The 19,363-nt window shown below is 63.7% G+C and carries 22 protein-coding genes; 9 read left to right on the top strand and 13 right to left on the bottom strand.

What is annotated here, in order from left to right:
* Together glmM and KBY85_RS04880 are read right to left on the bottom strand one after the other, a co-directional pair.
* Positions 1-1,345: phosphoglucosamine mutase (gene glmM / locus KBY85_RS04885; protein WP_254960406.1), on the bottom strand; the 1,345-nt coding region annotated here is incomplete at its 3' end.
* Between the two features lie 96 nt (positions 1,346-1,441).
* Positions 1,442-1,657 (bottom strand): hypothetical protein, encoded by a 216-nt coding sequence (locus KBY85_RS04880; protein ID WP_254960404.1) that lies wholly within the window; start codon positions 1,655-1,657, stop codon positions 1,442-1,444.
* Positions 1,658-1,712: 55 nt separating this feature from the next.
* On the opposite strand from KBY85_RS04880, the gene KBY85_RS04875 reads away from it, so the two are divergent.
* Positions 1,713-3,707, top strand: a complete 1,995-nt coding sequence (locus KBY85_RS04875) for a lytic transglycosylase domain-containing protein (RefSeq protein ID WP_254960403.1) — start codon at positions 1,713-1,715, stop codon at positions 3,705-3,707.
* On the opposite strand, the gene KBY85_RS04870 is transcribed toward KBY85_RS04875, so the two are convergent.
* Complete coding sequence (locus KBY85_RS04870) at positions 3,704-4,177, bottom strand: hypothetical protein (RefSeq protein ID WP_106632293.1); 474 nt, start codon at positions 4,175-4,177, stop codon at positions 3,704-3,706. The genes KBY85_RS04875 and KBY85_RS04870 overlap by 4 nt on opposite strands.
* Positions 4,177-4,590 carry an NIL domain-containing protein gene (locus KBY85_RS04865; protein ID WP_254941715.1) on the bottom strand — a complete coding sequence of 138 codons (414 nt, stop codon included), beginning with the start codon at positions 4,588-4,590 and terminating at the stop codon, positions 4,177-4,179. The genes KBY85_RS04870 and KBY85_RS04865 overlap by 1 nt, the downstream gene beginning before the upstream one ends.
* Positions 4,591-4,660: 70 nt before the next feature.
* Between KBY85_RS04865 and KBY85_RS04860 the strand changes: the two genes are divergently transcribed.
* Both KBY85_RS04860 and thyX read left to right on the top strand, forming a co-directional pair.
* The gene (locus KBY85_RS04860) at positions 4,661-5,233 is read left to right on the top strand and encodes a thioredoxin domain-containing protein (protein ID WP_254960402.1); all 573 of its coding nucleotides are present in this window, start codon (positions 4,661-4,663) and stop codon (positions 5,231-5,233) included.
* A gap of 8 nt (positions 5,234-5,241) precedes the next feature.
* On the top strand, positions 5,242-5,967 hold the full coding sequence (gene thyX, locus KBY85_RS04855; RefSeq protein ID WP_254960401.1) for an FAD-dependent thymidylate synthase: 726 nt from the start codon (positions 5,242-5,244) through the stop codon (positions 5,965-5,967).
* A 66-nt stretch (positions 5,968-6,033) separates the two neighbouring features.
* Here thyX and dcd read toward each other — a convergent pair whose 3' ends face one another.
* Positions 6,034-6,627: a dCTP deaminase gene (dcd, locus tag KBY85_RS04850; RefSeq protein WP_254960400.1), complete on the bottom strand. Its 594-nt coding sequence runs from the start codon at positions 6,625-6,627 to the stop codon at positions 6,034-6,036.
* The gene (locus KBY85_RS04845; protein WP_254960398.1) at positions 6,627-7,268 is read right to left on the bottom strand and encodes a cob(I)yrinic acid a,c-diamide adenosyltransferase; all 642 of its coding nucleotides are present in this window, start codon (positions 7,266-7,268) and stop codon (positions 6,627-6,629) included. Before KBY85_RS04845 ends, dcd begins: the two co-directional genes overlap by 1 nt.
* A gap of 242 nt (positions 7,269-7,510) precedes the next feature.
* Between KBY85_RS04845 and ntcA the strand changes: the two genes are divergently transcribed.
* From ntcA to KBY85_RS04830, 3 genes are read left to right on the top strand one after another with little or no spacing between them, the layout of a single operon-like run.
* Complete coding sequence (gene ntcA / locus KBY85_RS04840; protein ID WP_106632287.1) at positions 7,511-8,251, top strand: global nitrogen regulator NtcA; 741 nt, start codon at positions 7,511-7,513, stop codon at positions 8,249-8,251.
* A gap of 34 nt (positions 8,252-8,285) precedes the next feature.
* Positions 8,286-9,503 carry a DUF3084 domain-containing protein gene (locus KBY85_RS04835; protein ID WP_254960397.1) on the top strand — a complete coding sequence of 406 codons (1,218 nt, stop codon included), beginning with the start codon at positions 8,286-8,288 and terminating at the stop codon, positions 9,501-9,503.
* Complete coding sequence (locus KBY85_RS04830) at positions 9,500-9,976, top strand: resolvase (RefSeq protein ID WP_254960396.1); 477 nt, start codon at positions 9,500-9,502, stop codon at positions 9,974-9,976. Before KBY85_RS04835 ends, KBY85_RS04830 begins: the two co-directional genes overlap by 4 nt.
* On the opposite strand, the gene KBY85_RS04825 is transcribed toward KBY85_RS04830, so the two are convergent.
* The 4 genes from KBY85_RS04825 to psbH are packed head-to-tail and all read right to left on the bottom strand — an operon-like array spanning position 9,973 to position 11,344.
* On the bottom strand, positions 9,973-10,230 hold the full coding sequence (locus KBY85_RS04825; protein WP_254960395.1) for a DUF3146 family protein: 258 nt from the start codon (positions 10,228-10,230) through the stop codon (positions 9,973-9,975). The genes KBY85_RS04830 and KBY85_RS04825 overlap by 4 nt on opposite strands.
* Before the next feature lie 4 nt (positions 10,231-10,234).
* Positions 10,235-10,864, bottom strand: coding sequence for an aminoacyl-tRNA hydrolase (gene pth / locus KBY85_RS04820; RefSeq protein ID WP_254960394.1), 630 nt, complete (start codon positions 10,862-10,864; stop codon positions 10,235-10,237).
* Entirely contained in the window at positions 10,848-11,144 is a 297-nt protein-coding gene (locus KBY85_RS04815; protein ID WP_254960393.1) for a TatA/E family twin arginine-targeting protein translocase, read from the bottom strand. The genes pth and KBY85_RS04815 overlap by 17 nt, the downstream gene beginning before the upstream one ends.
* Positions 11,144-11,344 (bottom strand): photosystem II reaction center phosphoprotein PsbH, encoded by a 201-nt coding sequence (gene psbH / locus KBY85_RS04810; RefSeq protein ID WP_094559148.1) that lies wholly within the window; start codon positions 11,342-11,344, stop codon positions 11,144-11,146. Before psbH ends, KBY85_RS04815 begins: the two co-directional genes overlap by 1 nt.
* A gap of 122 nt (positions 11,345-11,466) precedes the next feature.
* On the opposite strand from psbH, the gene psbN reads away from it, so the two are divergent.
* Positions 11,467-11,619, top strand: coding sequence for a photosystem II reaction center protein PsbN (psbN, locus tag KBY85_RS04805; protein WP_254932007.1), 153 nt, complete (start codon positions 11,467-11,469; stop codon positions 11,617-11,619).
* 3 nt (positions 11,620-11,622) lie between these two features.
* Here psbN and KBY85_RS04800 read toward each other — a convergent pair whose 3' ends face one another.
* A complete protein-coding gene (locus KBY85_RS04800) occupies positions 11,623-14,553 on the bottom strand; it encodes an alpha-mannosidase (RefSeq protein WP_254960392.1) in 2,931 nt (976 codons plus the stop codon).
* A 114-nt stretch (positions 14,554-14,667) separates the two neighbouring features.
* Here KBY85_RS04800 and KBY85_RS04795 point away from each other — a divergent pair, with 114 nt between their 5' ends.
* Positions 14,668-14,787, top strand: coding sequence for a photosystem II reaction center protein I (locus KBY85_RS04795; protein ID WP_006172424.1), 120 nt, complete (start codon positions 14,668-14,670; stop codon positions 14,785-14,787).
* A 139-nt stretch (positions 14,788-14,926) separates the two neighbouring features.
* Positions 14,927-17,317, top strand: coding sequence for a DUF3769 domain-containing protein (locus tag KBY85_RS04790; RefSeq protein WP_254960391.1), 2,391 nt, complete (start codon positions 14,927-14,929; stop codon positions 17,315-17,317).
* On the opposite strand, the gene KBY85_RS04785 is transcribed toward KBY85_RS04790, so the two are convergent.
* Together KBY85_RS04785 and leuC are read right to left on the bottom strand one after the other, a co-directional pair.
* Positions 17,304-17,918: a 3-isopropylmalate dehydratase small subunit 2 gene (locus KBY85_RS04785; RefSeq protein ID WP_254960390.1), complete on the bottom strand. Its 615-nt coding sequence runs from the start codon at positions 17,916-17,918 to the stop codon at positions 17,304-17,306. The genes KBY85_RS04790 and KBY85_RS04785 overlap by 14 nt on opposite strands.
* An 8-nt stretch (positions 17,919-17,926) precedes the next feature.
* Entirely contained in the window at positions 17,927-19,342 is a 1,416-nt protein-coding gene (leuC, locus tag KBY85_RS04780) for a 3-isopropylmalate dehydratase large subunit (RefSeq protein ID WP_254960389.1), read from the bottom strand.
* Between the last annotated feature and the right edge of the window lie 21 nt (positions 19,343-19,363).

Raw genomic sequence — 19,363 nt, 5'->3', positions numbered from 1 at the left:
GCTGCTGATCGGCGGCCTCCACCATCACCCGCAGGAGTGGTTCGGTGCCACTGGCGCGCACCAGCACCCGGCCCTGTCCCTCCATCGCAATCTCCGCCTGCTCCACGGCGAGCCGCAGCGGCTCGCAAGCTTGCCACTGCTGGCGCCGTTGCCGGTCTGGCACCGTCACATTCACCAGAGTCTGGGGGTAGGGCTTGAAACTGCTATCCATCCAGTCGGCCAGTGATTGGCCACTGCGATGCAACAACGTGGCCACTTGCAAAGCGGTGAGCAGCCCATCGCCACTCATGCCATGGCGGGCCGACAAAATATGGCCCGACTGCTCGCCACCGAGGCCAGCGCCCATCTGCTCCATCGCCTGGTGGACGTATTGATCACCAACGGCGGTGCGCTCGAGCACCCCTCCCTTGGCCTGCCAGGCACGCTCAAAGCCGAGGTTTGACATCACCGTGGCAACGATGCGATTGGCCGGCAACTGGCCCGCATCAAGCAGGGACGTTCCCCAGAGATAAAGAATCTGGTCACCATCCACCACCCGGCCCCGGCCATCCACCGCCAGCATCCGATCTGCATCGCCATCGAAGCCAAAACCCATGCTGGCTCCGGTCTCGAGCACCGCACGCCTGAGCGGCTCAAGGTGGGTGCTGCCGCAGTCCACGTTGATGCGCGCCCCATCCGGCTTGCCGTGCAACACGGTGAGTTCTGCGCCTAAGGCCCGAAACACCGCCTCTCCACAGGCAGAAGCCGAGCCCCAACAAAGGTCTAGCACAATCTTGCAACCTTCCAAGCGCCGACCCATCACGCTCGCCACCAAGGACCGCTGGTAGTCGGCTAGTAAATCGGGGCGATCGTGCACAACTCCTGTGCCCAAGAAGCCGCCGGAAGCACCTATTGCCGGTCCAGCCCCAACCCCCTGCAGCCCAGCCTCGATCGCCTGCTGCTGGCCGCGGCTCAGCTTGGCGCCGGAGGCCCCAAACACCTTGATGCCGTTGTCTTCAGGGGGGTTGTGGCTGGCGGACACCATCAGACCGCCAGCCGCGCCAAGACGGCGAATGGCGCCAGGAATCGCTGGCGTAGGGCATAGCCCCAGGGTCCATACCTCCCTACCTGCAGCCGTGAGTCCGGCGGTGAGCGCCGCCACCAGCATCGGGCCACTGCTACGGGAGTCCATGCCGATGAGCACCGGCGCCCCTTGGCGCAACACCTGGCCGCACCAGAAGCCAACCTGCAAAGCCAAAGCCGGGCTCACCTGGGTTGCCACCCGGCCACGGATGCCATCGGTCCCGAAACCGGCCACACCACCCCGCAGGGGCAGGCCAACGGGATGGGGAGCCAGGTCGGCCATGGGCAGCAGCAGATGCCTCAGTGGAGCTCAGGTTACGTGGGCTGCTGCAAAGCGCTCACCATGGCTGGCCTGGGCCAGGTAGGGACCGGATCCCTTTCAGCGCCAGCGGCGGGGCCAACAGATCCAGAGCACCAGTTCGCCAATCGTCCAGAGCAGCAGCGCACCAACCACCCAGCCGGGCAGCCAGCTCAATGGCCAAAAAGGGCGCAGCAGCAGCACCAGGCCCGATACCGCCAGCACCCGCAGAGCCCGCAACCGCTGCTCAGCCCCAGGCAAGGTTGAGAGATAGGGGGGTAGGGAGGGCAGGCGCACCAGCTAAGTGGGATTCACACCTCCCCAGAATGCCGAAGCTGCGCCGCTATTGCCCTTGGCTCGCCTCCCCCTGCTGCTGGCCCTCACCTGCTTGGGCAGCGGCGCCGCCTTGGTGGGCGGCAGGGCACTGCTGACCCTGATTCCCGCGCCAGACCCCAGCACACCCACCCCAACCCTGGAGCGCCTGCGGCGGTTCTCGCCCGATCCGGAACGGCGGCGGGAGGCCAGCTTGCTGCTGCTGCCGCGCCAGGCAAAAGGCGACCTAGCCGGCGAGCGCCGGTTGCTGCGCGGCCAGGGCTGGGGTGGCGATGAGCTAGCCGCCCTGGTGCTCAAACGCGATGCCCTGGCCGCCGAAGCCCTGGGTGATCAGAAAGCCGCCCAGCAACGCTGGCAGCAGCTTGTGAGGCGCTTCCCCCACACGCCCGCCTCAGCCGATGGGCTTTATGCCCTGGGCCGGCAGCAGCCCCAGCTGCGGCAGAAACTACGCAGCCGCTTCGCCGCCCATCCCGCGGCCCTCGCGGCCGCCGTGGAGGCGGGCCCGAGCGACGCAGATCGCCTCCAGGCAGCCCTGCACCTGGCCCGTCACGGTGTGCGCTGGCCCGGTGCGGGGCCACGCTTGCGCCAGGCCTGCCAGAGCACGCCCGCAGCAGCTACCCCTAGCCAGCGGGACCAATTGGCCAGGGGCCTGGCCCAGCTAGGCGATTCGGCCGCTGCCCTGAGCTGCCTCAAGGGCAGTCCGCCGAGCCCAGCAACCCAGCTAGCCCTCAGCCGGGCCCTACTCGGTGGCGGCAGCCAGCAGCAGGCCCAGGCCGAAAGTCTGCTGCTGCAACTGGCCAAATCCGCGCCGCGCTCCAGCCAGGCCAGCGAGGCCGCAGCCCTGCTCAGCGAACAGCCCGGGCCCAGGGCTCTCCAGGCCTTGAAGGGGCTGCCCTCTGCCCTGCAAGCCACGGCCCCGGTGCAGGCGCGGCGGGCAATGGAGAGTGGCGACATCGGCGCGACGCTGGCGGTGCTGCAGCGCTGGCCCAAAGATCCAGCCAGCTGGGAACTGCAGTGGCAGCAAGCCCGTCAGGCCCTGCTCAAGCGCCAATGGGCAACGGCCACAACGCTGCTGAGTGCGCCGATCGGTCGCGAATTGCCGGTGGGGCTGGTGGGACGCCAGCGCTTCTGGCTGGGTTTCAGCCAGAAGCAGCAAGGCGCCACCGCCAAAGCACAACGCACCTGGACTGATCTGACCAAACAGCATCCCGGCGGCTACTACGGCTGGCGGGCGGCGGTGCGCCTAGGCCGCGGCGATCTCAACCTCGATCCCCGCAGCAGCCCGGCCCTTGTGCAACCCCAATGGCACCCCCTGGGCAGCGGCGACTGGCAGATCGACCGGCTCTGGCGCCTGGGCCAACCCCTGGAAGCCTGGGAGCACTGGCGCACGGAGCGGAGTTCCCCCCCCACTAGTCCCCAGGAGCTGATTACGGAAGGCCGGCTACGCCGGGCCGTGGGAGACCACTGGATAGGACTCGGCCAACTCGAGCAAGCCAGCCTGCGCCTACCGGTGAATGCAAACTGCGCCCTGGCCCAACAGCTTGAGCTCGACCTGCAAACCGCCAGCTTCGTGGCAGAGCTCAAGGAGGCTGGCGCAACCGCCGGGGTGCCGGCAGCCCTGCTGGCAGCCGTAGCCAAACAGGAATCGCGCTTCAGCCCGGGGGTGAGCTCCGGCGCCGGTGCCGTCGGCTTGCTGCAACTGATGCCGGCCACCGCCGCCGAACTAGCCGGCACGCCCCTGGCAGCCGATGACCTCACCGACCCAGCCCGCAATGCCCAGTTAGGCGCGCTTTACCTAAAGCAACTGCTGGGCCAGTGGCAGGGCAACCCCGTGCTTATGGCTGCCAGCTACAACGCCGGCCCCGGTGCCACCTCTGGCTGGGTGACACCCCAACTGCAACAAGAACCGGAGCTATGGATAGAGGCCATCCCCTACCCGGAAACCCGGCTGTACGTCAAAAAAGTGCTCGGCAACTTTTGGAACTTCCAAGAGAGGCCGCTGGCTAGCTGCTAGCCACCGCTTGCCAGCCAGCGGCCTACCCATGCCCCTGACAACACGAGCACACCCAGCACCCCTGCCAGGAGCACCGGCGGGGGTGCCACCCGAATCCGAGCTAGATCGAGGCGTGCCAACAACACAGTGGTGCCCAGGATCAGCACATTCGTGAGCACTTTGAGGTGGAGCAGATAGAGGCCACCCACCGTGACGATCAACAGGCTGATCACCAGGCTCATCACCCGACTGGCGGCCATCAAATTGGAAATCCGCTGCAGCAGCAGGTCGGGCATGGTGCACACCACCACCACCAGCAAGGCGTGGAGACAGTCAAGTGACCAGAACAAGCTGGATAACTGCCCCATCCCCGACGCTGCCGCACCCTCGAGCGGCTGGCTCCACTGCAAGCCCTCGTAAACGGATATCACTACCAGCACCAGCAGCATCGGCGCCCGCAAGGGCAGCAACAGCAGACGCAACATCGCCATCACGGGGGAGCCAGCACCAGGGAAATCGCATCCAGAGGGCAACTCGGAATGCACTGTTCGCACACCAAGCAGCGTTGCGCATCGAATTGCAGCTGCCAAGCCGGCTGGGTCAAGCTGAGGGCACCGCTGGGGCAAACGCTCGAGCAGAGGCCGCAGTCGATACAGAGACTGCGGTCTACGGCTATCTGACCCGGCGCCCGGTTAAGACCAAGTCCCTGACTTTCTAGCCAGGCTTCCGCAGCCGTCAGTTCGTCGATGTCACCGGAGAGCTCCACCACCATGGTGCCGCTCTGGTTGGGGGAAATCTGGGCGCGCAGGATCTTGGCGGCGATATCGAAATCCACCGCCAGCCGATAGGTGATCGGCTGATGCACCGCTTCGCGGGGAAAGTGCAGGGTTAGGCGCCGTTTCACGAGGATCCGGTTCGCGGGAACAGCACGCTTACCTCCGCAAAACGCTAGCAAGCACTGGCAAAGTGCAGTCATGACCAACTCCACCCCGAATTCCGGCCTGGGGCCAAGCGAACGGCTGCTGCTAGTCGTGCTGGCGGCCCTACTGGCAGCGGGCCTGCTGTGGTTCCGGGGCGGACTGAATCCGGAGGCTCCACTGGAACGCTTGGCGCGCCAATCCCTGGATCTACCCGTGGCCTTGCGCAATGGCAAGCCAACGCTGGTGGAGTTCTACGCCGACTGGTGCGACGCCTGCCGCACCATGGCTCCGGCAATGGAAACGATCGAAGCCCAACACCGCGGCCAGCTTGATGTGGTGCTGCTCAACGTTGACAATCCGCGCTGGCAGCCGGAGCTGGAGCGCTACGACGTCAACGGCATTCCCCAACTAGAGCTGTTCAATGCTGCCGGTGAAGCGGTGGGCCGCTCGATTGGCGCCCGCAGCCTCAACGAATTGCGCGCTCTCAGCAGCGCCCTGATCGCCGGCGCCCCCCTGCCGGCCCTGGCCGGAGTGGGTGCCGTCAGCAACCTGAGCCAACCCGCTGGCGAAGTTGCGGCAGCGGAGCCAGCTACTGCCACGATGGCCGGACCCCGCAGCCACGGTTGACGCCCGCCATGGATTCCCGTTTCCGCGTTGACCTGATCGCCGCCACGCCTAACCCCCAGCAGTGCGTTTATGCGGGAATGCATCAGGACTACAGCGAGGGCTTTGTGGCGGCAGACTCCGCCAACTGGCCCGAGGAGAGCAAAGCAGGGGAGATCTGCATCAAACGACTTCTCGCCGGCGAGCGCGGTCACTACGGCCCCTTAGAACACGCCCAAATCGTGCTCAACGTTGGCTGGTTTCCCCACTCAGTGATGCAGCAGGCGCGTACACACCGGGTGGGGGTGAGCTTTGACGTGCAATCCATGCGCTACACCGGCGATCGCATCTGCAAGGCCGCCAATGGTGAACTGGAACTGGAGGAGGTGTTCTATCTACGGCCCATAGGTAGCTATAGCGACCGGCAAGGCAAAAAATACGCCTACACAGAAGAGCAGCGCTACATAGATCTAGAGCTCTGCAGGGCTGCGGCGGCTCGCTACCGCGACCTTTTGGCGGCTGGCTTCGCCGAGGAGCACGCCCGCGGCATCCTGCCCTTCGACTACCGCCAGCACTTCGTGGTGAGCTTCACCTTGCGGGCATTTCTGCACTTCCTTGACCTGCGGGCGAAGCTCGATGCCCAGCAGGAGATCCGTGAGCTCTGTGATCTGATGTGGCCCCACCTACAGGCTTGGACACCCCAATTTGCTGACTGGTATGAAAAGAGCCGCTTACATAAAGCCAGGCTCGCCCCATAAGGCGAACCACCTGGCGCACCTCTCGGTGCGCCAGGTGGTTCGCCTTATGGGGCATTTTGCTGGGAACTAGATACGCGCCAAGGTAACCCGTTCGGGCTGATGCTGATATTTACCAGCCCGATCTTGATAGGTTGTCTCGCAGGGATCGCCCTCAAAAAAGAGCAGCTGACAAATTCCCTCATTTGCATAAATGCGGCAGTCAGCACCCGAAGAATTACTGAACTCCAGGGTGAGGTGACCCTGCCAGCCGGCTTCCGCTGGGGTCGTATTAACAATGATGCCTAGCCTGGCGTATGTGCTCTTACCCAGGCAGATCACCGTGATATTTGATGGCACCTTCATCTTCTCCAGTGCTACTCCCAAGCCATAGGAATGGGCCGGCAAAATAAAATAGGATCCGTCCTCGTCTTCGCGCAGGGGAGCGGGCTCCAGGTTCGCCGGGTTGAACCGCTTGGGGTTCATCACGGTGCCAGGCACATGCCGAAAGATCAAAAATTCCTTGGCCGACAACCGCAAGTCGTAGCCATAGGAAGAACAGCCGTAGCTGAGCACCGGGGAGCCCGCCGTAGCGGGATCGAGGTGGCGCACCAGGCTCGACTGAAACGGCTGCAACATTCCTACCGCAGCTTGCTCGTTGATCCAGCGATCGTTCTTCAGCATCAGAGGCCTCGGCGCAACTGGGTGACCTGATCAGCCATGGCCATCAACTCAGGAGTCATGGCTGGCCCTGTCAAAATGACATCTAGATGGGCTGGTCGGCGCTCCAAGGTTGCCAGCACTTCAGCCTGCTCGATGTAGCCCAGCTCCACAGCCAAGCCCAGCTCGTCGAGCACCATTAGATCCACCGCACCACTGAGCAGCTGCTCGCGGCTGAAGGCCCACACCTGGCGCACCGCCTCCAACAGCTCGAGCCCCTGGTGGGCAGCTGGCTCTGACAGACAGCCGGGCACACCGGGCCGCAGCCATTGCAGTCGCCCACACAGCCAGACGCTGCTGCCGAGGCCCTGATCTACACCGCCCTTAAGGAACTGAGTAACTAGCACCCGGCTACCCAAGCCGGCACTACGTAGGGCCTGGCTGAGCACGGCTCCGTAACTGCCGCGGAAAGGCGCCGTATGGATTTGCAGTAAGCCCTCCGACTGGGCCACCAGCCGCAATGCCGGCGCAGCAGAAGGGGCGGACGCGGCAGCCGCCACAGCCAAAGGGCGATGGCCAGAGCGCTGAGGTTGGTGCTGGACCGCCGGAAAACCAGCTCCAGAGGAGGAGGAGGTGAGGCCTGAGACGGGCAAGCTCGCGGTCATGAACAACCTGAATAAGAACCTTGAAAATCGAAAAACAGACCTGGGGCGCCGCGAGCAGCCCATGGCCTCGCGGAGCTGAATGTAGCGGGATCGAGCCGCTCCACAAGCAAACGACACCATCCCTAGCGGAAACATACGTACTGGTGCGCAGGGGGCGCCGGCGGTGTCGTCTCAAACCGTGTGTATTGCTACAAGCCGCCCCCCGGGTGATCCTTAGGGTCCCGGCACTTGCCAAAACCTTGATGGTTGGCGCTACCCACGGATTTAGCCGTACCGCCAACACCCCATCGACGGGTGCTCCTGGCGTGGTGGCAGGCATGGGCAGCGCCGGCCAGGGCAACCCCACCCTGTTGGAAGTGATCCGGGGCCTGGCCGGCAGCAGTGTCGAGACGATCGAACGGGGCAAAACGATTTTTTTTCCCGGCGATCCAGCCGAGCGGGTCTATCTGCTGCGGCGCGGAGCGGTCCGGCTGTCGCGGGTATATGAATCAGGCGAGGAGATCACCGTGGCCCTGTTGCGCGAGAACAGCCTGTTTGGTGTGCTCTCGCTGCTTACCGGCCAGCGCTCCGATCGCTTCTATCACGCTGTTGCCTTCACCAGGGTCGAGATGGTGACCGCACCAGCCACCTCCGTGCGCCGTGCGATCGAGCAGGACGCCAGCGTGGGCTTGCTACTGCTGCAGGGCCTGTCTTCGCGAATACTGCAGACCGAAACGATGATCGAAACCCTCACCCACCGCGACATGAGCTCGCGGCTGGTGAGCTTCCTGCTGGTGCTGTGCCGAGATTTCGGCGTTCCCAGCTCGGAAGGGATCACGATTGATCTGCGCCTCTCCCACCAGGCGATTGCCGAAGCGATTGGCTCCACCCGCGTCACAATCACTCGCCTGCTGGGCGACCTGCGCAACGACGGGCTGGTTCAGATCGACCGCAAAAAGATCACTGTGTTTGATCCAATCGCCCTAGCTAAGCGCTTCAGCTGAAGGCCAGGGATACTGGGGCCCTCCGGGGACGTATGTGACGGGCTGGCTGCTGATCCTCGCTCTGCTCGCCCTGGGGGGAGTGCTCTCCACCCTGGGCGACCGACTCGGCAGCCTGGTGGGCAAGGCGCGCTTGAGCCTGTTGGGGATGCGGCCCCGCCGCACCGCCGTGTTGATCACAGTGCTCACTGGCAGCCTGATCAGTGCCATCTCCCTCGGCCTGATGCTGCTGGTAAGCGAGCGGCTGCGCACGGGCCTGTTTGAACTCGATCGACTGGAGCAACGGCTGCAAACCAGCCGCAGCGAACTGAGCCGCAGCAACAGCCAACTAGCCAGCAGCCGCCTGCAGGTGGCGCGGGCCGAACAGGGCAAACGCGAGGCTCAGACGCGCTTTGAGCAGGCCCAAGCCCGCGCCAGCAAATTGCGCCAAGAGCTGGCGCCACTTCTAACCCAGCGCAACCGGTTGGAGCTGGAGCGCAGCCGTCTCAGCCAGGAGGTGAAGGGGCGGGATGCGGAAATCCGCCGCACCGAAGCGGAACTAGCCCAGGTGCGCCGCCGGATTAGCGCCGGAGCCCAAGAACTTAAAGACCTGGAGGGCAACCTGATTGCCCTGCGCCGCGGCGACGTGGTGCTCAGCAGCGGTCAGACCCTGGCCAGCGCCAAGGTGACCCTTGAGCGCCCCGAGCAGGCCAAGGAGGTGATCACCGCCTTGCTGCAGCAGGCCAATCTCAACGCCTTCAGGCGGGTGCTGCCCGGCCAGCCCCCCGATCGCCAGATCCTGCTGGTACCCAAAAATGACATCAGCAAGCTGGAAGGCCTGCTCGCCAAACCCGGCAGCTGGGTGGTGAGCATTCTCTCGGCCGCCAACGTGCTGAGGGGCGAGCGCCAGGTGCTTGCCTTCCCAGACCTACGCCCCAACCGCCCAGTAGTTAAAGCAGGTGAAGTGCTGGCCAGCACCACGATCGAGGGCGACCTCACAGCCCTGGAGCCGGTTTCGCGGCGACTCAACCTGCTGCTGGCCGCTGCCTATGCCCGAGCCCAGCGCCAGGGCACATTGGTGGAAGGGCTGCAGTTCGATGCGGCCAGCTTTAAAAAGCTGGCCCGGGAGCTGAGCGAGCGCCAGCCGGGCCAGGTTGCCCAACTAGAAGCCCTCGCCATCAACAGCGCCAGCACCGCCGACCCAATTGCAGCGGAATTGCGCTGGTTGGCGGCCCCATCTCCCGCCCAATCGGGTCCGGGCCCTCGCCGCCCATGACGAGCGCTGCGGCGGGCCTGGTGGCAGGCCTCGATCCCGGGCGCAGCAAATGCGGTCTAGTGCTGGCTGATCCTGCCGTTGGCCAGATCCGGCAGGCTGCCATCCTGCCCCCACAAGCCTGCCTCGCCCTGCTCAAAAGCTGGCAGCAAGTGGGGCTTGGCCAGGTTGTGCTCGGCAATGGCACCGGCAGCAAAGACTGGTGCAGCCAACTTGGCCAGCAGCGGCTGGCGCTAGCTGTGGTGGATGAGAGCGGCAGCACCCTGGCGGCCCGGGAGCGCTACTGGCAGCTTTGGCCCCCTAGGGGCTGGAGGCGGCTGCTGCCGGCGGGCTTGCGATTACCACCCCGAGATATCGACGATGTGGTGGCCCAGCTGCTGATAGAGCGCTACTGCGGGGTGACCCTGCAACGCAGCAACCAGGAGGTGCTGAGGCGATGGCCGCTGCCGGTCGCGCTGGAGGCTGAATCGGTTTAAAAACGGGCCCGAACCGTAAAGATGTATTCACCGCCAGGCTCGAGCTGGTAGTCGACCTTGAGCAGATAACGCAGCAGGGCATCCTGGATCAGAGCCCTGCCCAAAGAAGGCTCAACGCTGAGTTCACCGCGGTCAAAGGCCCAGCGGAAACTCCATTGGTAGCCGCCCGCACTCACCTCCCCCTCCAGCACCCGCTGGCTGAAGCTCTGGTGCAGCACCCGCAACTGGGCAGTGGTGGAGGGAAGGCGTGCCATCGGCTCAGGCTGCCGCGCCCTGGGGCTGAAAACCGTTGAGTCGGTTGCCAGCCCGCTCCAGGCCGAGGAGCTGGATCAGGCCAATACCTGCCTCCACCTCGCGCAGCACCTCCTCGAGCAGGGGCTGCTCGGCAGGCGTGAAGCGTCCGAGCACATGGCCAACGGTGCGGGCGCGGCGCTCGCCGGGATCTTGGGCGGGGGCGCCAATACCAATACGAAGCCGCGGAAAGTCCTGGGTACCTAGGTGGCTGATGGTGCTGCGCAGGCCGTTATGCCCCCCGGCACTGCCCGTAGCCCGCAGTCTCAACTTGCCGAGGGGCAGGTCCATGTCGTCAACCACCACCAGCAACTGGGCGGGCTCTAAACCAAACCAGTCAAGGGCTGCGCGGATCGAGCGACCACTTTCATTCATGTAGGTCTGGGGCATCAACAGCCGCAGCCGGGAAGGCCCCGAACCCACCTCAGCCAACAAGCCCTGAAGCTTGGGCTGCTGCCGAAAAGATGCACCACCAGCGCAATCTGCTAGACGCTCAAGGGCCATAAAGCCCACGTTGTGGCGAGTACCTGCGTACTTGGCTCCAGGGTTACCCAGGCCCACCACCAACTGCAACGACAACTCAGGCCGCGGGACCATCGAGAGGCTGCTCAATCAGCTCTGGAGCATCAGCCGCGGAGGCGTCAGCTGAAACAAGCTCAGTTGCAGAAACTGCAACTGGGAGGTCAGCCGCAACAGGTTCGGCGGTGGTGATCGCCGTGCGCAGCTCCTTTTCGAATTCAGAGGAGGCCGATTGAAAACCCTTAAGGGTGCGGCCCAAGGTTTTACCGAGCTCCGGCAGCCGCTTTGGTCCGAACACCAGCAGCCCGATGGCGGCAATTACCGCCAGCTCAGGCAAGCCAATGCCAAACACATTCATCAGCCGAGGCCGTTCCAATTGACAGTGATGCCCTCGAGCAGCAAGGACTTGTTGTACAGCTGCAGGATGATCAGCAGAAACACCAAGAAGAGCACCATAAAAATGCCCATCACGGGCGTGGTGCCCCAGCCGGGGACGACCTTCCCGTACTCAGAATTGAGTGGCCGCAGGATATCTCCGAGGCGGGTGCGTTGGGCCATGTCTGCTGCAGCCTCTCGGGCATGGATTCGCTTTAAGTACTGTAAGGGCCTCGCGTACCGCGCCGCGGCTGTCCGTCGAGAGTTGTGACGCAACCCGTCACCTGCATTCCCCTTCCGCCTCCATGGACCCCACCGCCACCACCAGCTCCCCGGCCCTTTCCGTGGCCCTCGCCGTGCTGGCGGTGCTGCTTTCACTCACCGGGTTTGGGGTGTACCAAGCCTTCGGGCCGCCCTCCAAGGGCCTCACCGACCCCTTTGACGACCACGAAGACTGAGCCCTAAGCGCTGACCCAATCAGGGCGCACTCGCCAAAAGCCCAGGCTCCACGGCGCCAGCAACCAGGGATCTTCAGAGAGCTTTCCCCGGGAAATCAGAGGCTGATCCAGGCCATCGAGTCGCTCCAGCAGCTGCCAGCTCTCTCCCAACTCCAGGTAACGGCGGCAAGGGGAACAGTTCTGCACGGTGAGCACCACGTCCCCCGACTCCCCTAGCGGCCGGCAGCCCAGTAGCAACAGCCCCTCGCCCAGGGGAGGCAGGGCCTGATGTCGTTTAGGCCGGCCCTGGGCCGCCGCCGGCCGCAGCCATAGCGGTTCCCTGAAGGCCACCGCCTGCTTGGGCACCTGATCCCGGCACCAACCTGCTGGGCAGGGCGCCAGGGCCAGCCGCAGGCGCTGCAAGCCGTTATCGGCGCCAGGATCGGGCCAAGTAGGCGCCCGCAGCAACGACACACCCAACTGCTCCGGACTAGCCGACACCCCCTGGGGCCCATCGAGCAGCACCGCCAAGCCGCCGCCAGCAGCCACAGAAGCGATCCAGCTGATCGCTGGCAGCTCCCAGCGGGCCTGCTCGCGGGCAGTGACCGGCTGGGCTGGCCGTTCCAGCACGCCACCGGAGGTATCTGCCGCCCAGCGCTGGGCCGACTGGGCCAAGGGGATCTCCAGGCGCAGCAGCTCATGGCGCTGGCGCCAGTCGACGCTGAGCACAAGCTCGAGCCAGGGGGTATTGGCAAGTAAGCGCCCCTCAAGCCGCACCGCACTTGCCCCGCACTGGCCCCGCCACACAAAACTGGTGCACAGCTCGCCCTGCTCCAGCCAGCTGGGCTCGCCCTGCCACTGCCAGGCCAGCGGATGGTCCCGGTAGCCCGTGGCGATGTCCCAGGCATCCCAAAACTCACCTCGATCGGCAAAACGCCGCCAGGCCAGCGGGCCTGCCAACTGGGGATGATCCTGGCTATCCCACAGCTGCTCGAGGCCCCGCGGACCCAGCTCAAAACTCACCAAACCGTTGCCGCAGCGCCAGCCCTCTCGCCACACCGGCGCCTCAACCTGAGCTACCTGAGGGGCCGCCGCTGCGACCGTTCGCTCTAGGGGCAGGGCGGCCACGCCCGCCAAGGGCGGCAGCTGCAGCCACTGGCCGCCAGCCCGGGCCGGCTGGGACGGCAGCTTCACACCGCCGCAACTCCAGCCGCCCAAAGGCACCCGCAGGCTGCGGGCCCGGGGAGGCAGGGGCTGGAGCTGGGCTACCCACCAACCCACGCCCACACCGTCATCTTCACCCTCACCAGCTCCTAGCCAGGCCTGCAGAGCCCGATCCCGTTGCAGGCAGGCGCTGCGGCGCGCTGCCCGCCACTGGGGCTCGGCCTGCTCGAACACCTCTGGAATCGAGGTGCCGGGCAAAATGTCGTGAAACTGCTGAAAAAGCAGCGTTCGCCAGTCGACCGTTTCAGGATCGCCGGCTAGGGCCTGGGCCAGCTCCGCCTCCCGCAGCAGCCGCTCGAGTGTGCGGTTGTGGCGCTTCTGATCAGGGCGCGAGGTGGCGCAGCCGCGATGCAGCTCCAGGTAGAGCTCGTCGCGCCACACCGGCAGCCGGGGCGCCAGCGGCTCGAGGTCAGCCAAATAACCCCGCAAGCTGCCGTGATGCTGGGGAGCAGCTTCAGCTTGCTGCTGCCAGAGCCGCAGCTGCTCGAGCATTTCAGCGCTGGGGCCTCCACCGTGGTCGCCCACTCCGGGCAGCCACAGGGCCGAATCAACCCCGGTCGCGCCTTGCCAAGCCAAGCGATAGCGCTCCATCGCCACGGGATCGCCATCGGTGCCGATCGGGGCGTTGATCAGGGCCAGCAGCTCGGAACCACAGCGGCTGCGCCAGCGAAACAGCCGGTGGGGGAAGGGATTGGTGGCGTTCCAGGCCATTTTGTGGGTGCAAAACCAACGCACGCCGGTGCTGCGAGCCACGGCCGGCAGGCCGCTGGCGAAACCAAAGCTGTCGGGCAACCAGGCCAGATAGTGCTCCAGCTCAGGGAAGCTGGCGGCGCTGAATTGCTGGCCCAGCTGAAACTGGCGCAGCAGTGAGGAGCTGCTGATCAGCACGCAGTCGCTCTCCACCCAGGGGCCGTTGATCGGTTCAAAGCGACCGGCTGCCACCGCACGCTGCAGGCGGGCGAACAGGGCCGGCCGGTGTTGCTGCAGCCAGGCGTATAAGGCCGGTGTGGAGTGGCCGAAATGCAACTCCTCGAAGCGCTCGATCAGATCAAGGGCAGAGGTGAAGGTGCGCTCGGCCGCTTGCCAGGTGTCGGCCACCGGCCAGAGCCAGGCCAGATCGAGGTGGGCATGGCCCAACACATGAAACCGACCCGTCGGCGGTTCGCCGCTGCGCAGCTGGGCAAGCTCAGCCTTGGTTTCAGCCAACAAATCCAACGGATCGGCTGGATCCAGGGGCTCGAGCTCGAGACGGCTCTCGATCAGGGCACCGTCGTCGTGCAAGGGGCTGCGCAGGCGTAACTCCAGCTCAAGGGCCTCCCCCTGCCACCAGCGCTCGGGCAGCAACCAGCGGCAAGCGGTGTCAAACAGGTCGCCGCCATGCACCGGCACACCATCCACCCGCAGCTCCACCTGGTCGGCCCACCAGCGCAGCACCAGCCGGGCCTGGGCAACGGGCTCCGGCTGGTGCAGCTGCAGCCAGGTCGCCGGGCAAACCAGCCGCAGCCGTAGCTCCCGCCACTGGCCACCCCGCGGCCAGATCACCAACCCCCGCGCTGCCCAATCCGGACGACATTGCTGGCCCCAAGGATCGTCAAGGGCTGGGCCAAACCGCCCTCCCGCCTGCACGCAGCGCCAGGATGGTTGGAGATCCCAGCGCGAATGGGTTGGCCGCAAACGTGACTGAATCGTTTCAATCCGTGGGGTCTGCCCTAGTCCTGAGGCCTCAGGCATCGTTGGATGGCAAGCCGAGTCCCATAGGATGATCCCGCAGCTGCGGGGTCGACTAGGCCCTTCAACGCGCCTGTCACTCCCTGTCACCCGCTCGCCATTCCCCAAGGCCGAACCATGCTCGCCCTCAAGATCTCGGTTTATTCGGTCGTCTTCTTCTTTATCGGGATCTTTGTGTTCGGCTTTTTGGCCAGCGACCCCAGCCGCACCCCGAGCCGTAAAGACCTGGAAGATTGATCAGCTGGCACTAGGCAGGCAAGATCCTGATTCTGTTTGTGGGATGATCCCCAAAAGGACCTGCTGCGCCTGATTTAATCGTGCCAATTTCAGACACGCTTCCTTCAACACTTCGGGCTCAAGAAGGTATTAAGGGCTGATGGATTTGGCTGGCAATTCCCACCGAGTGCCTCTGGGGAAATCGCCTTTAAAAAGGCTCGCTCACCAACTATTAACAGCTGCTTGCCTATCCGTCCTATTCGCTCCAGAGGCTCTGGCAGGTGAAATTCCCAGCCAGCCTGGGGCGGTCAAAGCCTCTAGTTCCGTTATTCCTGCTCCCAACTTTGCTGTAATCAAGGCCGATCAGCAAGGCTACGACCAGCAACTGGGCCGGTTTGTTGCCACCGGCAACGTAGAAGCCCGCTTCAATGGCTGGCGCCTGCTGGCAGATCGAGTCGAACTGGCAGAAGCCAGCCGCAGTGTCTACGCAAGCGGGCAAATTCGCCTGATCAAAGGAGATCAATACCTACAAGCAAGCCGTCTGCGCTATAGCGAACTAGAAGACAGCGGCGAACTTGACGACGTCTATGGCGTTATCGAGCAGGACACCCTTGCCCGGGAAATCAATTTTAAAGAGGTCAACTCCCCAGATCCCAACGCCAAAACGAACGGTCTGCCGTCTAACTTCAGCCAACCAGCGTTTGCCTGTCCGCCACTCAGCACAGATCCTGCCAATAGAACGCTGGTGCGGGTGTTGCCACCAGGTCGCAGCAGCCTGCCCACCATGCCAGCGCCAGCCGGCTGCCCTGGCAGTGAGCTCTCGACTCCAGCTCTATCTCTAAATAGGGCACTGGAATCAGTTGCTTTCGGCCCCCCCCAAGCGGGCGGCCCGCAGGCACAGGCGATCTCGATGGGATCTGGGAAACCTGTCGTTAAAGCAACTGAGATCGAGCAGCTGCCAGACGTGGACTCAAAGGTGAGCAACGTGACGTTCCAGCAGAGCTGGAGCACCAGCCTGAAGCTCGACCTGGGAGCCGTTATTGACACCACGGACTCGCTCAACAGCAATGGGCAGGGCTACCGCCCGCCCGCAAACAAAGCGGGCACGATCAGCCGCATTCGCTTTCAAGGAGCCCAGATCCAAATCAGAGGCAACCGCTGGACTGCCGAACAAATTGCTTTTACCAACGATCCCTTCACTCCTGCCGCCTCTTGGAGCCTGGCCCGCAAGGTGGTGGCCGTTATGGATGGGCGCGGCGTGACCCGCATCAACAGCCGCAGCAGCCAGATTCTGCTGGACGGCAAAGTTTCTTTGCCGGCAATCACAAACACAACCATCGGCGCCGAAGAAGCTCGTTTTGCCTGGGATACGGATAAAGAAGATCGCGATGGCTTCTTTATTGGCTACAATATGGAGCCAATAAAAATAGGCAAGCGGGGCAGCTTGCAACTCCAGCCCCAGCTGAATGTGCAGCGGGCCATCGAAGGCCGTACCAGTAGCTATGTGCTTCCTGGACAAAGCCTGGCTAATCCCACCAGCGAACAGACCGCCAAGCTCGCAGATATGTTCGGCCTGCTGGCGGGACTCAACCTGCCCATGGGCTGGCTCTCATTAAATGCTGAAGCCAGCCTGTCTACCCTCAACCCAGACAACTTCCGATCCGGCATCCGCAGCACCAGTCGCCTGACGGCTCCACTCAACCTGCCCGGCCATACAAGCGCAAACGCTGATCTATTTGGATCCTATCGCGAGCGCATTTACAATGGCAGCCTGGGACTTCAAACCGTAGTTTATTCCTATGGCGCCAATCTAGCTGGCAACGTGGTCTTGAATCAGCCCAAGGCTCAGGCTGCCCCCCCAAAAGCTCCCTACTTAGCACCGGTGAATCTCAACTGGGCAGCCCAATCTGGAGTCTACGAAGCAACATTATTTGAAGCAAACACCCTTGATTCTTTATGGCGTAGCTATGCCAACCTCGCAGCAAGCACCACCCTGCAGCTCTGGCAGGGCTCTGCCCTTGATGCCAGTGAAGATCCCAAGCGGGGCTTGCGCTATGCACCTGTGCCGGTAGTACCAGGCCTGGGAATCAACTTCGGAGCCAGTGGCTATGCAGCCACATATAGCGATGGAGCAAACCAGAACACCCTCACCCTGTGGGGCGGACCTTCGTTCACACTGGGACAGTTTGATCGACCCGTATTCGATTACACCCGCTTCTCCGCCTCAATCGCTGGCACCTTTTTAAATGGAGCCAGCCCCTTTGGCTTTGATCGCACGGTAGATCTACGCACCCTTAGTTTTCAAGCAGCCCAACAGATCTATGGTCCAATTGTGCTGGAAGCTGGTGCCACCTTCAACATTGATAATGGCTCCGAATTCTATGGCGACGTTTCCTATTCCTATGTGGAATTAAAACTGCAACGCCGCTCCTACGAGCTCGGGGTCTACTACAGCCCCTACGACGGCATCGGCGGCATCCGCATCAAACTCAACGACTTTAACTTCAACGGCAATGGCACACCCTTCGTGCCCAAGCCTAGAAGCCGTTGATGTAAGGCAACGATGCAGCGGTGCGAGCCAGCTCGCCGTCGTTGGCCAGCAACTGGGAGGTGGCATCCCATTGCCCAGAAGCCAGCATCTGCTGGGGACCGGACTGGAGTTCTAGCTGCCAAAGCTGCCCCCGTGAGGCTTCCAGGGTGGCCTTAGCCAGCGACAAGCTCAGCTCCTGGCCAGGATCGGCAATCAGCGACTCTTGCAGACTCAGCACGCTGGCGTGGGATGAGGTGAAACAGGGGATTCCCAAGGCCAGACAGTTGCCATAGAAGATCTCAGCAAAGCTTTCCCCCACCACCGCCCGGATGCCCCAGCGCATCAACGCCTGGGGAGCATGCTCACGACTTGAGCCACAACCAAAGTTGCGGTTCACAACCAGCACAGAGGCTCCCTGCAGCTCTGCTCGATCGAAGGGATGCTCCCCAGAGAGCTCGGCCCGATCATCGGCAAACACCTGCTCGCCAAGCCCATCAAAGGTGACACATTTAAGAAAACGGGCTGGAATGATTCGATCGGTGTCAATGTCGTCACCGGTGATGACAACGGCGCGCCCGCGCACAGCCGAGATAGGGCCAAAGGGAAAGCTGGAGGTGGTCATGGCCGCGGTCATGGCGTGGTGTTAATCATCTGGCGCACATCACACACTTTGCCGGCAATTGCGGCCGCAGCCACCATCGCCGGACTCATCAGCAGGGTGCGGCCGGTAGCCGAGCCCTGGCGACCCTTGAAGTTGCGATTACTTGAACTAGCGCTGATCTGGCGGCCCTCAAGCCGGTCTGGATTCATGGCCAGGCACATCGAGCAGCCGGGCTCACGCCACTCAAAGCCAGCTTCCCTAAACACCTGGTCAAGCCCTTCAGCTTCCGCAGCCGCCGCCACCTGTTCAGAGCCAGGCACCACAAAGGCCTTGATGCCCGGAGCTACATGGCGTCCCTTGGCCACCGCCGCAGCCGCCTGCAAATCGGACAGGCGCCCATTGGTGCAGCTGCCAATGAAGCAAACATCCACCGCTGTGCCTGCAATCGGAGTGCCGGGCTGCAGATCCATGTAGCGGTAGGCCTCCTGGGCCAAGGGCCGCTCATCCGGCTCTGTCTGCTCCATGGTTGGCACCGTTTCATCAACGCCGATGCCCTGGCCGGGGGTGATACCCCAGGTGACTGTCGGCGCAATTGCCGCAGCATCGAAGCGCACCTCATCGTCAAAAACTGCGTCTGCACCACTGGCCAGGCCACGCCACCAGGCCACGGCCCGCTCCCAGGCTTCAGCCTTGGGGGCATAGGGCCGGCCTTGCAGGTAGGCAAAGGTGACGGCGTCGGGGTTGACATAGCCGCAGCGGGCACCGCCCTCGATTGCCATGTTGCAGAGGGTCATGCGCTCCTCCATCGTCAAAGCATCGATGGCTGGACCGGCAAATTCGTAGGCGTAGCCCACACCACCTTTGACACCCAACACCCGGATGATGTGCAACACCAAGTCCTTGGCATAGACGCCCGGCTGCAGCTGACCCTCAACCCAAATCCTCCGCACCTTGAGCTTGCCCATCGACAGGCTCTGGCTGGCCAGCACATCGCGCACCTGGCTGGTGCCAATGCCAAAGGCAATCGCCCCAAACGCCCCGTGGGTGGAGGTGTGAGAGTCGCCGCAGGCGACGGTCATACCCGGCTGGGTGAGGCCCAATTCGGGGGCAATCACATGCACGATTCCCTGGCGGCCGCTGCCGAGGCCATGCAAAGGGATGCCGTAGTCGCTGCAATTGCGCTCGAGGGTGGCGAGCATCTCCTCAGCCAGGGGATCAGCGAAGGGGCGCGCCTGGGATGTGGTGGGCACGATGTGATCAACCGTGGCCACGGTGCGCTCGGGGAGTCGCACCGGTAGGACCAGATCTTTCAAGGCAGCAAAGGCCTGGGGGCTGGTCACCTCATGAATCAGGTGCAAACCGATAAACAACTGGGTGGAGCCGCCAGGCAACTGGGCCACCCGATGCAGATCCCAGACCTTGTCGTAGAGGGTGCCGGCACTCACGAAAGGTCCGTTCGACTGAGG

Source organism: Cyanobium sp. BA5m-10 (genome assembly GCF_024346255.1).
GTDB classification, from domain to species: Bacteria; Cyanobacteriota; Cyanobacteriia; order PCC-6307; family Cyanobiaceae; genus Cyanobium_A; species Cyanobium_A usitatum.
The sequence above is the reverse complement of the archived record's forward strand: the minus strand, read 5'-3'. Positions and strand labels throughout refer to the sequence as shown.

What these genes read in the sequence shown, in the direction of transcription:
- KBY85_RS04790 (WP_254960391.1), top strand. Translation starts at nt 14,927, where the DNA reads ATGGATTTGGCTGGCAATTCCCACCGAGTGCCTCTGGGGAAATCGCCT.
- psbN (WP_254932007.1), top strand. Translation starts at nt 11,467, where the DNA reads ATGGACCCCACCGCCACCACCAGCTCCCCGGCCCTTTCCGTGGCCCTC.
- KBY85_RS04815 (WP_254960393.1), bottom strand. Translation starts at nt 11,144, where the DNA reads ATGAATGTGTTTGGCATTGGCTTGCCTGAGCTGGCGGTAATTGCCGCC.
- pth (WP_254960394.1), bottom strand. Translation starts at nt 10,864, where the DNA reads ATGGTCCCGCGGCCTGAGTTGTCGTTGCAGTTGGTGGTGGGCCTGGGT.
- KBY85_RS04860 (WP_254960402.1), top strand. Translation starts at nt 4,661, where the DNA reads ATGACCAACTCCACCCCGAATTCCGGCCTGGGGCCAAGCGAACGGCTG.
- KBY85_RS04870 (WP_106632293.1), bottom strand. Translation starts at nt 4,177, where the DNA reads ATGGCGATGTTGCGTCTGCTGTTGCTGCCCTTGCGGGCGCCGATGCTG.
- KBY85_RS04800 (WP_254960392.1), bottom strand. Translation starts at nt 14,553, where the DNA reads ATGCCTGAGGCCTCAGGACTAGGGCAGACCCCACGGATTGAAACGATT.
- dcd (WP_254960400.1), bottom strand. Translation starts at nt 6,627, where the DNA reads ATGCTGAAGAACGATCGCTGGATCAACGAGCAAGCTGCGGTAGGAATG.
- KBY85_RS04825 (WP_254960395.1), bottom strand. Translation starts at nt 10,230, where the DNA reads ATGGCACGCCTTCCCTCCACCACTGCCCAGTTGCGGGTGCTGCACCAG.
- thyX (WP_254960401.1), top strand. Translation starts at nt 5,242, where the DNA reads ATGGATTCCCGTTTCCGCGTTGACCTGATCGCCGCCACGCCTAACCCC.
- KBY85_RS04845 (WP_254960398.1), bottom strand. Translation starts at nt 7,268, where the DNA reads ATGACCGCGAGCTTGCCCGTCTCAGGCCTCACCTCCTCCTCCTCTGGA.
- KBY85_RS04785 (WP_254960390.1), bottom strand. Translation starts at nt 17,918, where the DNA reads ATGACCACCTCCAGCTTTCCCTTTGGCCCTATCTCGGCTGTGCGCGGG.
- psbH (WP_094559148.1), bottom strand. Translation starts at nt 11,344, where the DNA reads ATGGCCCAACGCACCCGCCTCGGAGATATCCTGCGGCCACTCAATTCT.
- ntcA (WP_106632287.1), top strand. Translation starts at nt 7,511, where the DNA reads ATGGTTGGCGCTACCCACGGATTTAGCCGTACCGCCAACACCCCATCG.
- KBY85_RS04795 (WP_006172424.1), top strand. Translation starts at nt 14,668, where the DNA reads ATGCTCGCCCTCAAGATCTCGGTTTATTCGGTCGTCTTCTTCTTTATC.
- KBY85_RS04830 (WP_254960396.1), top strand. Translation starts at nt 9,500, where the DNA reads ATGACGAGCGCTGCGGCGGGCCTGGTGGCAGGCCTCGATCCCGGGCGC.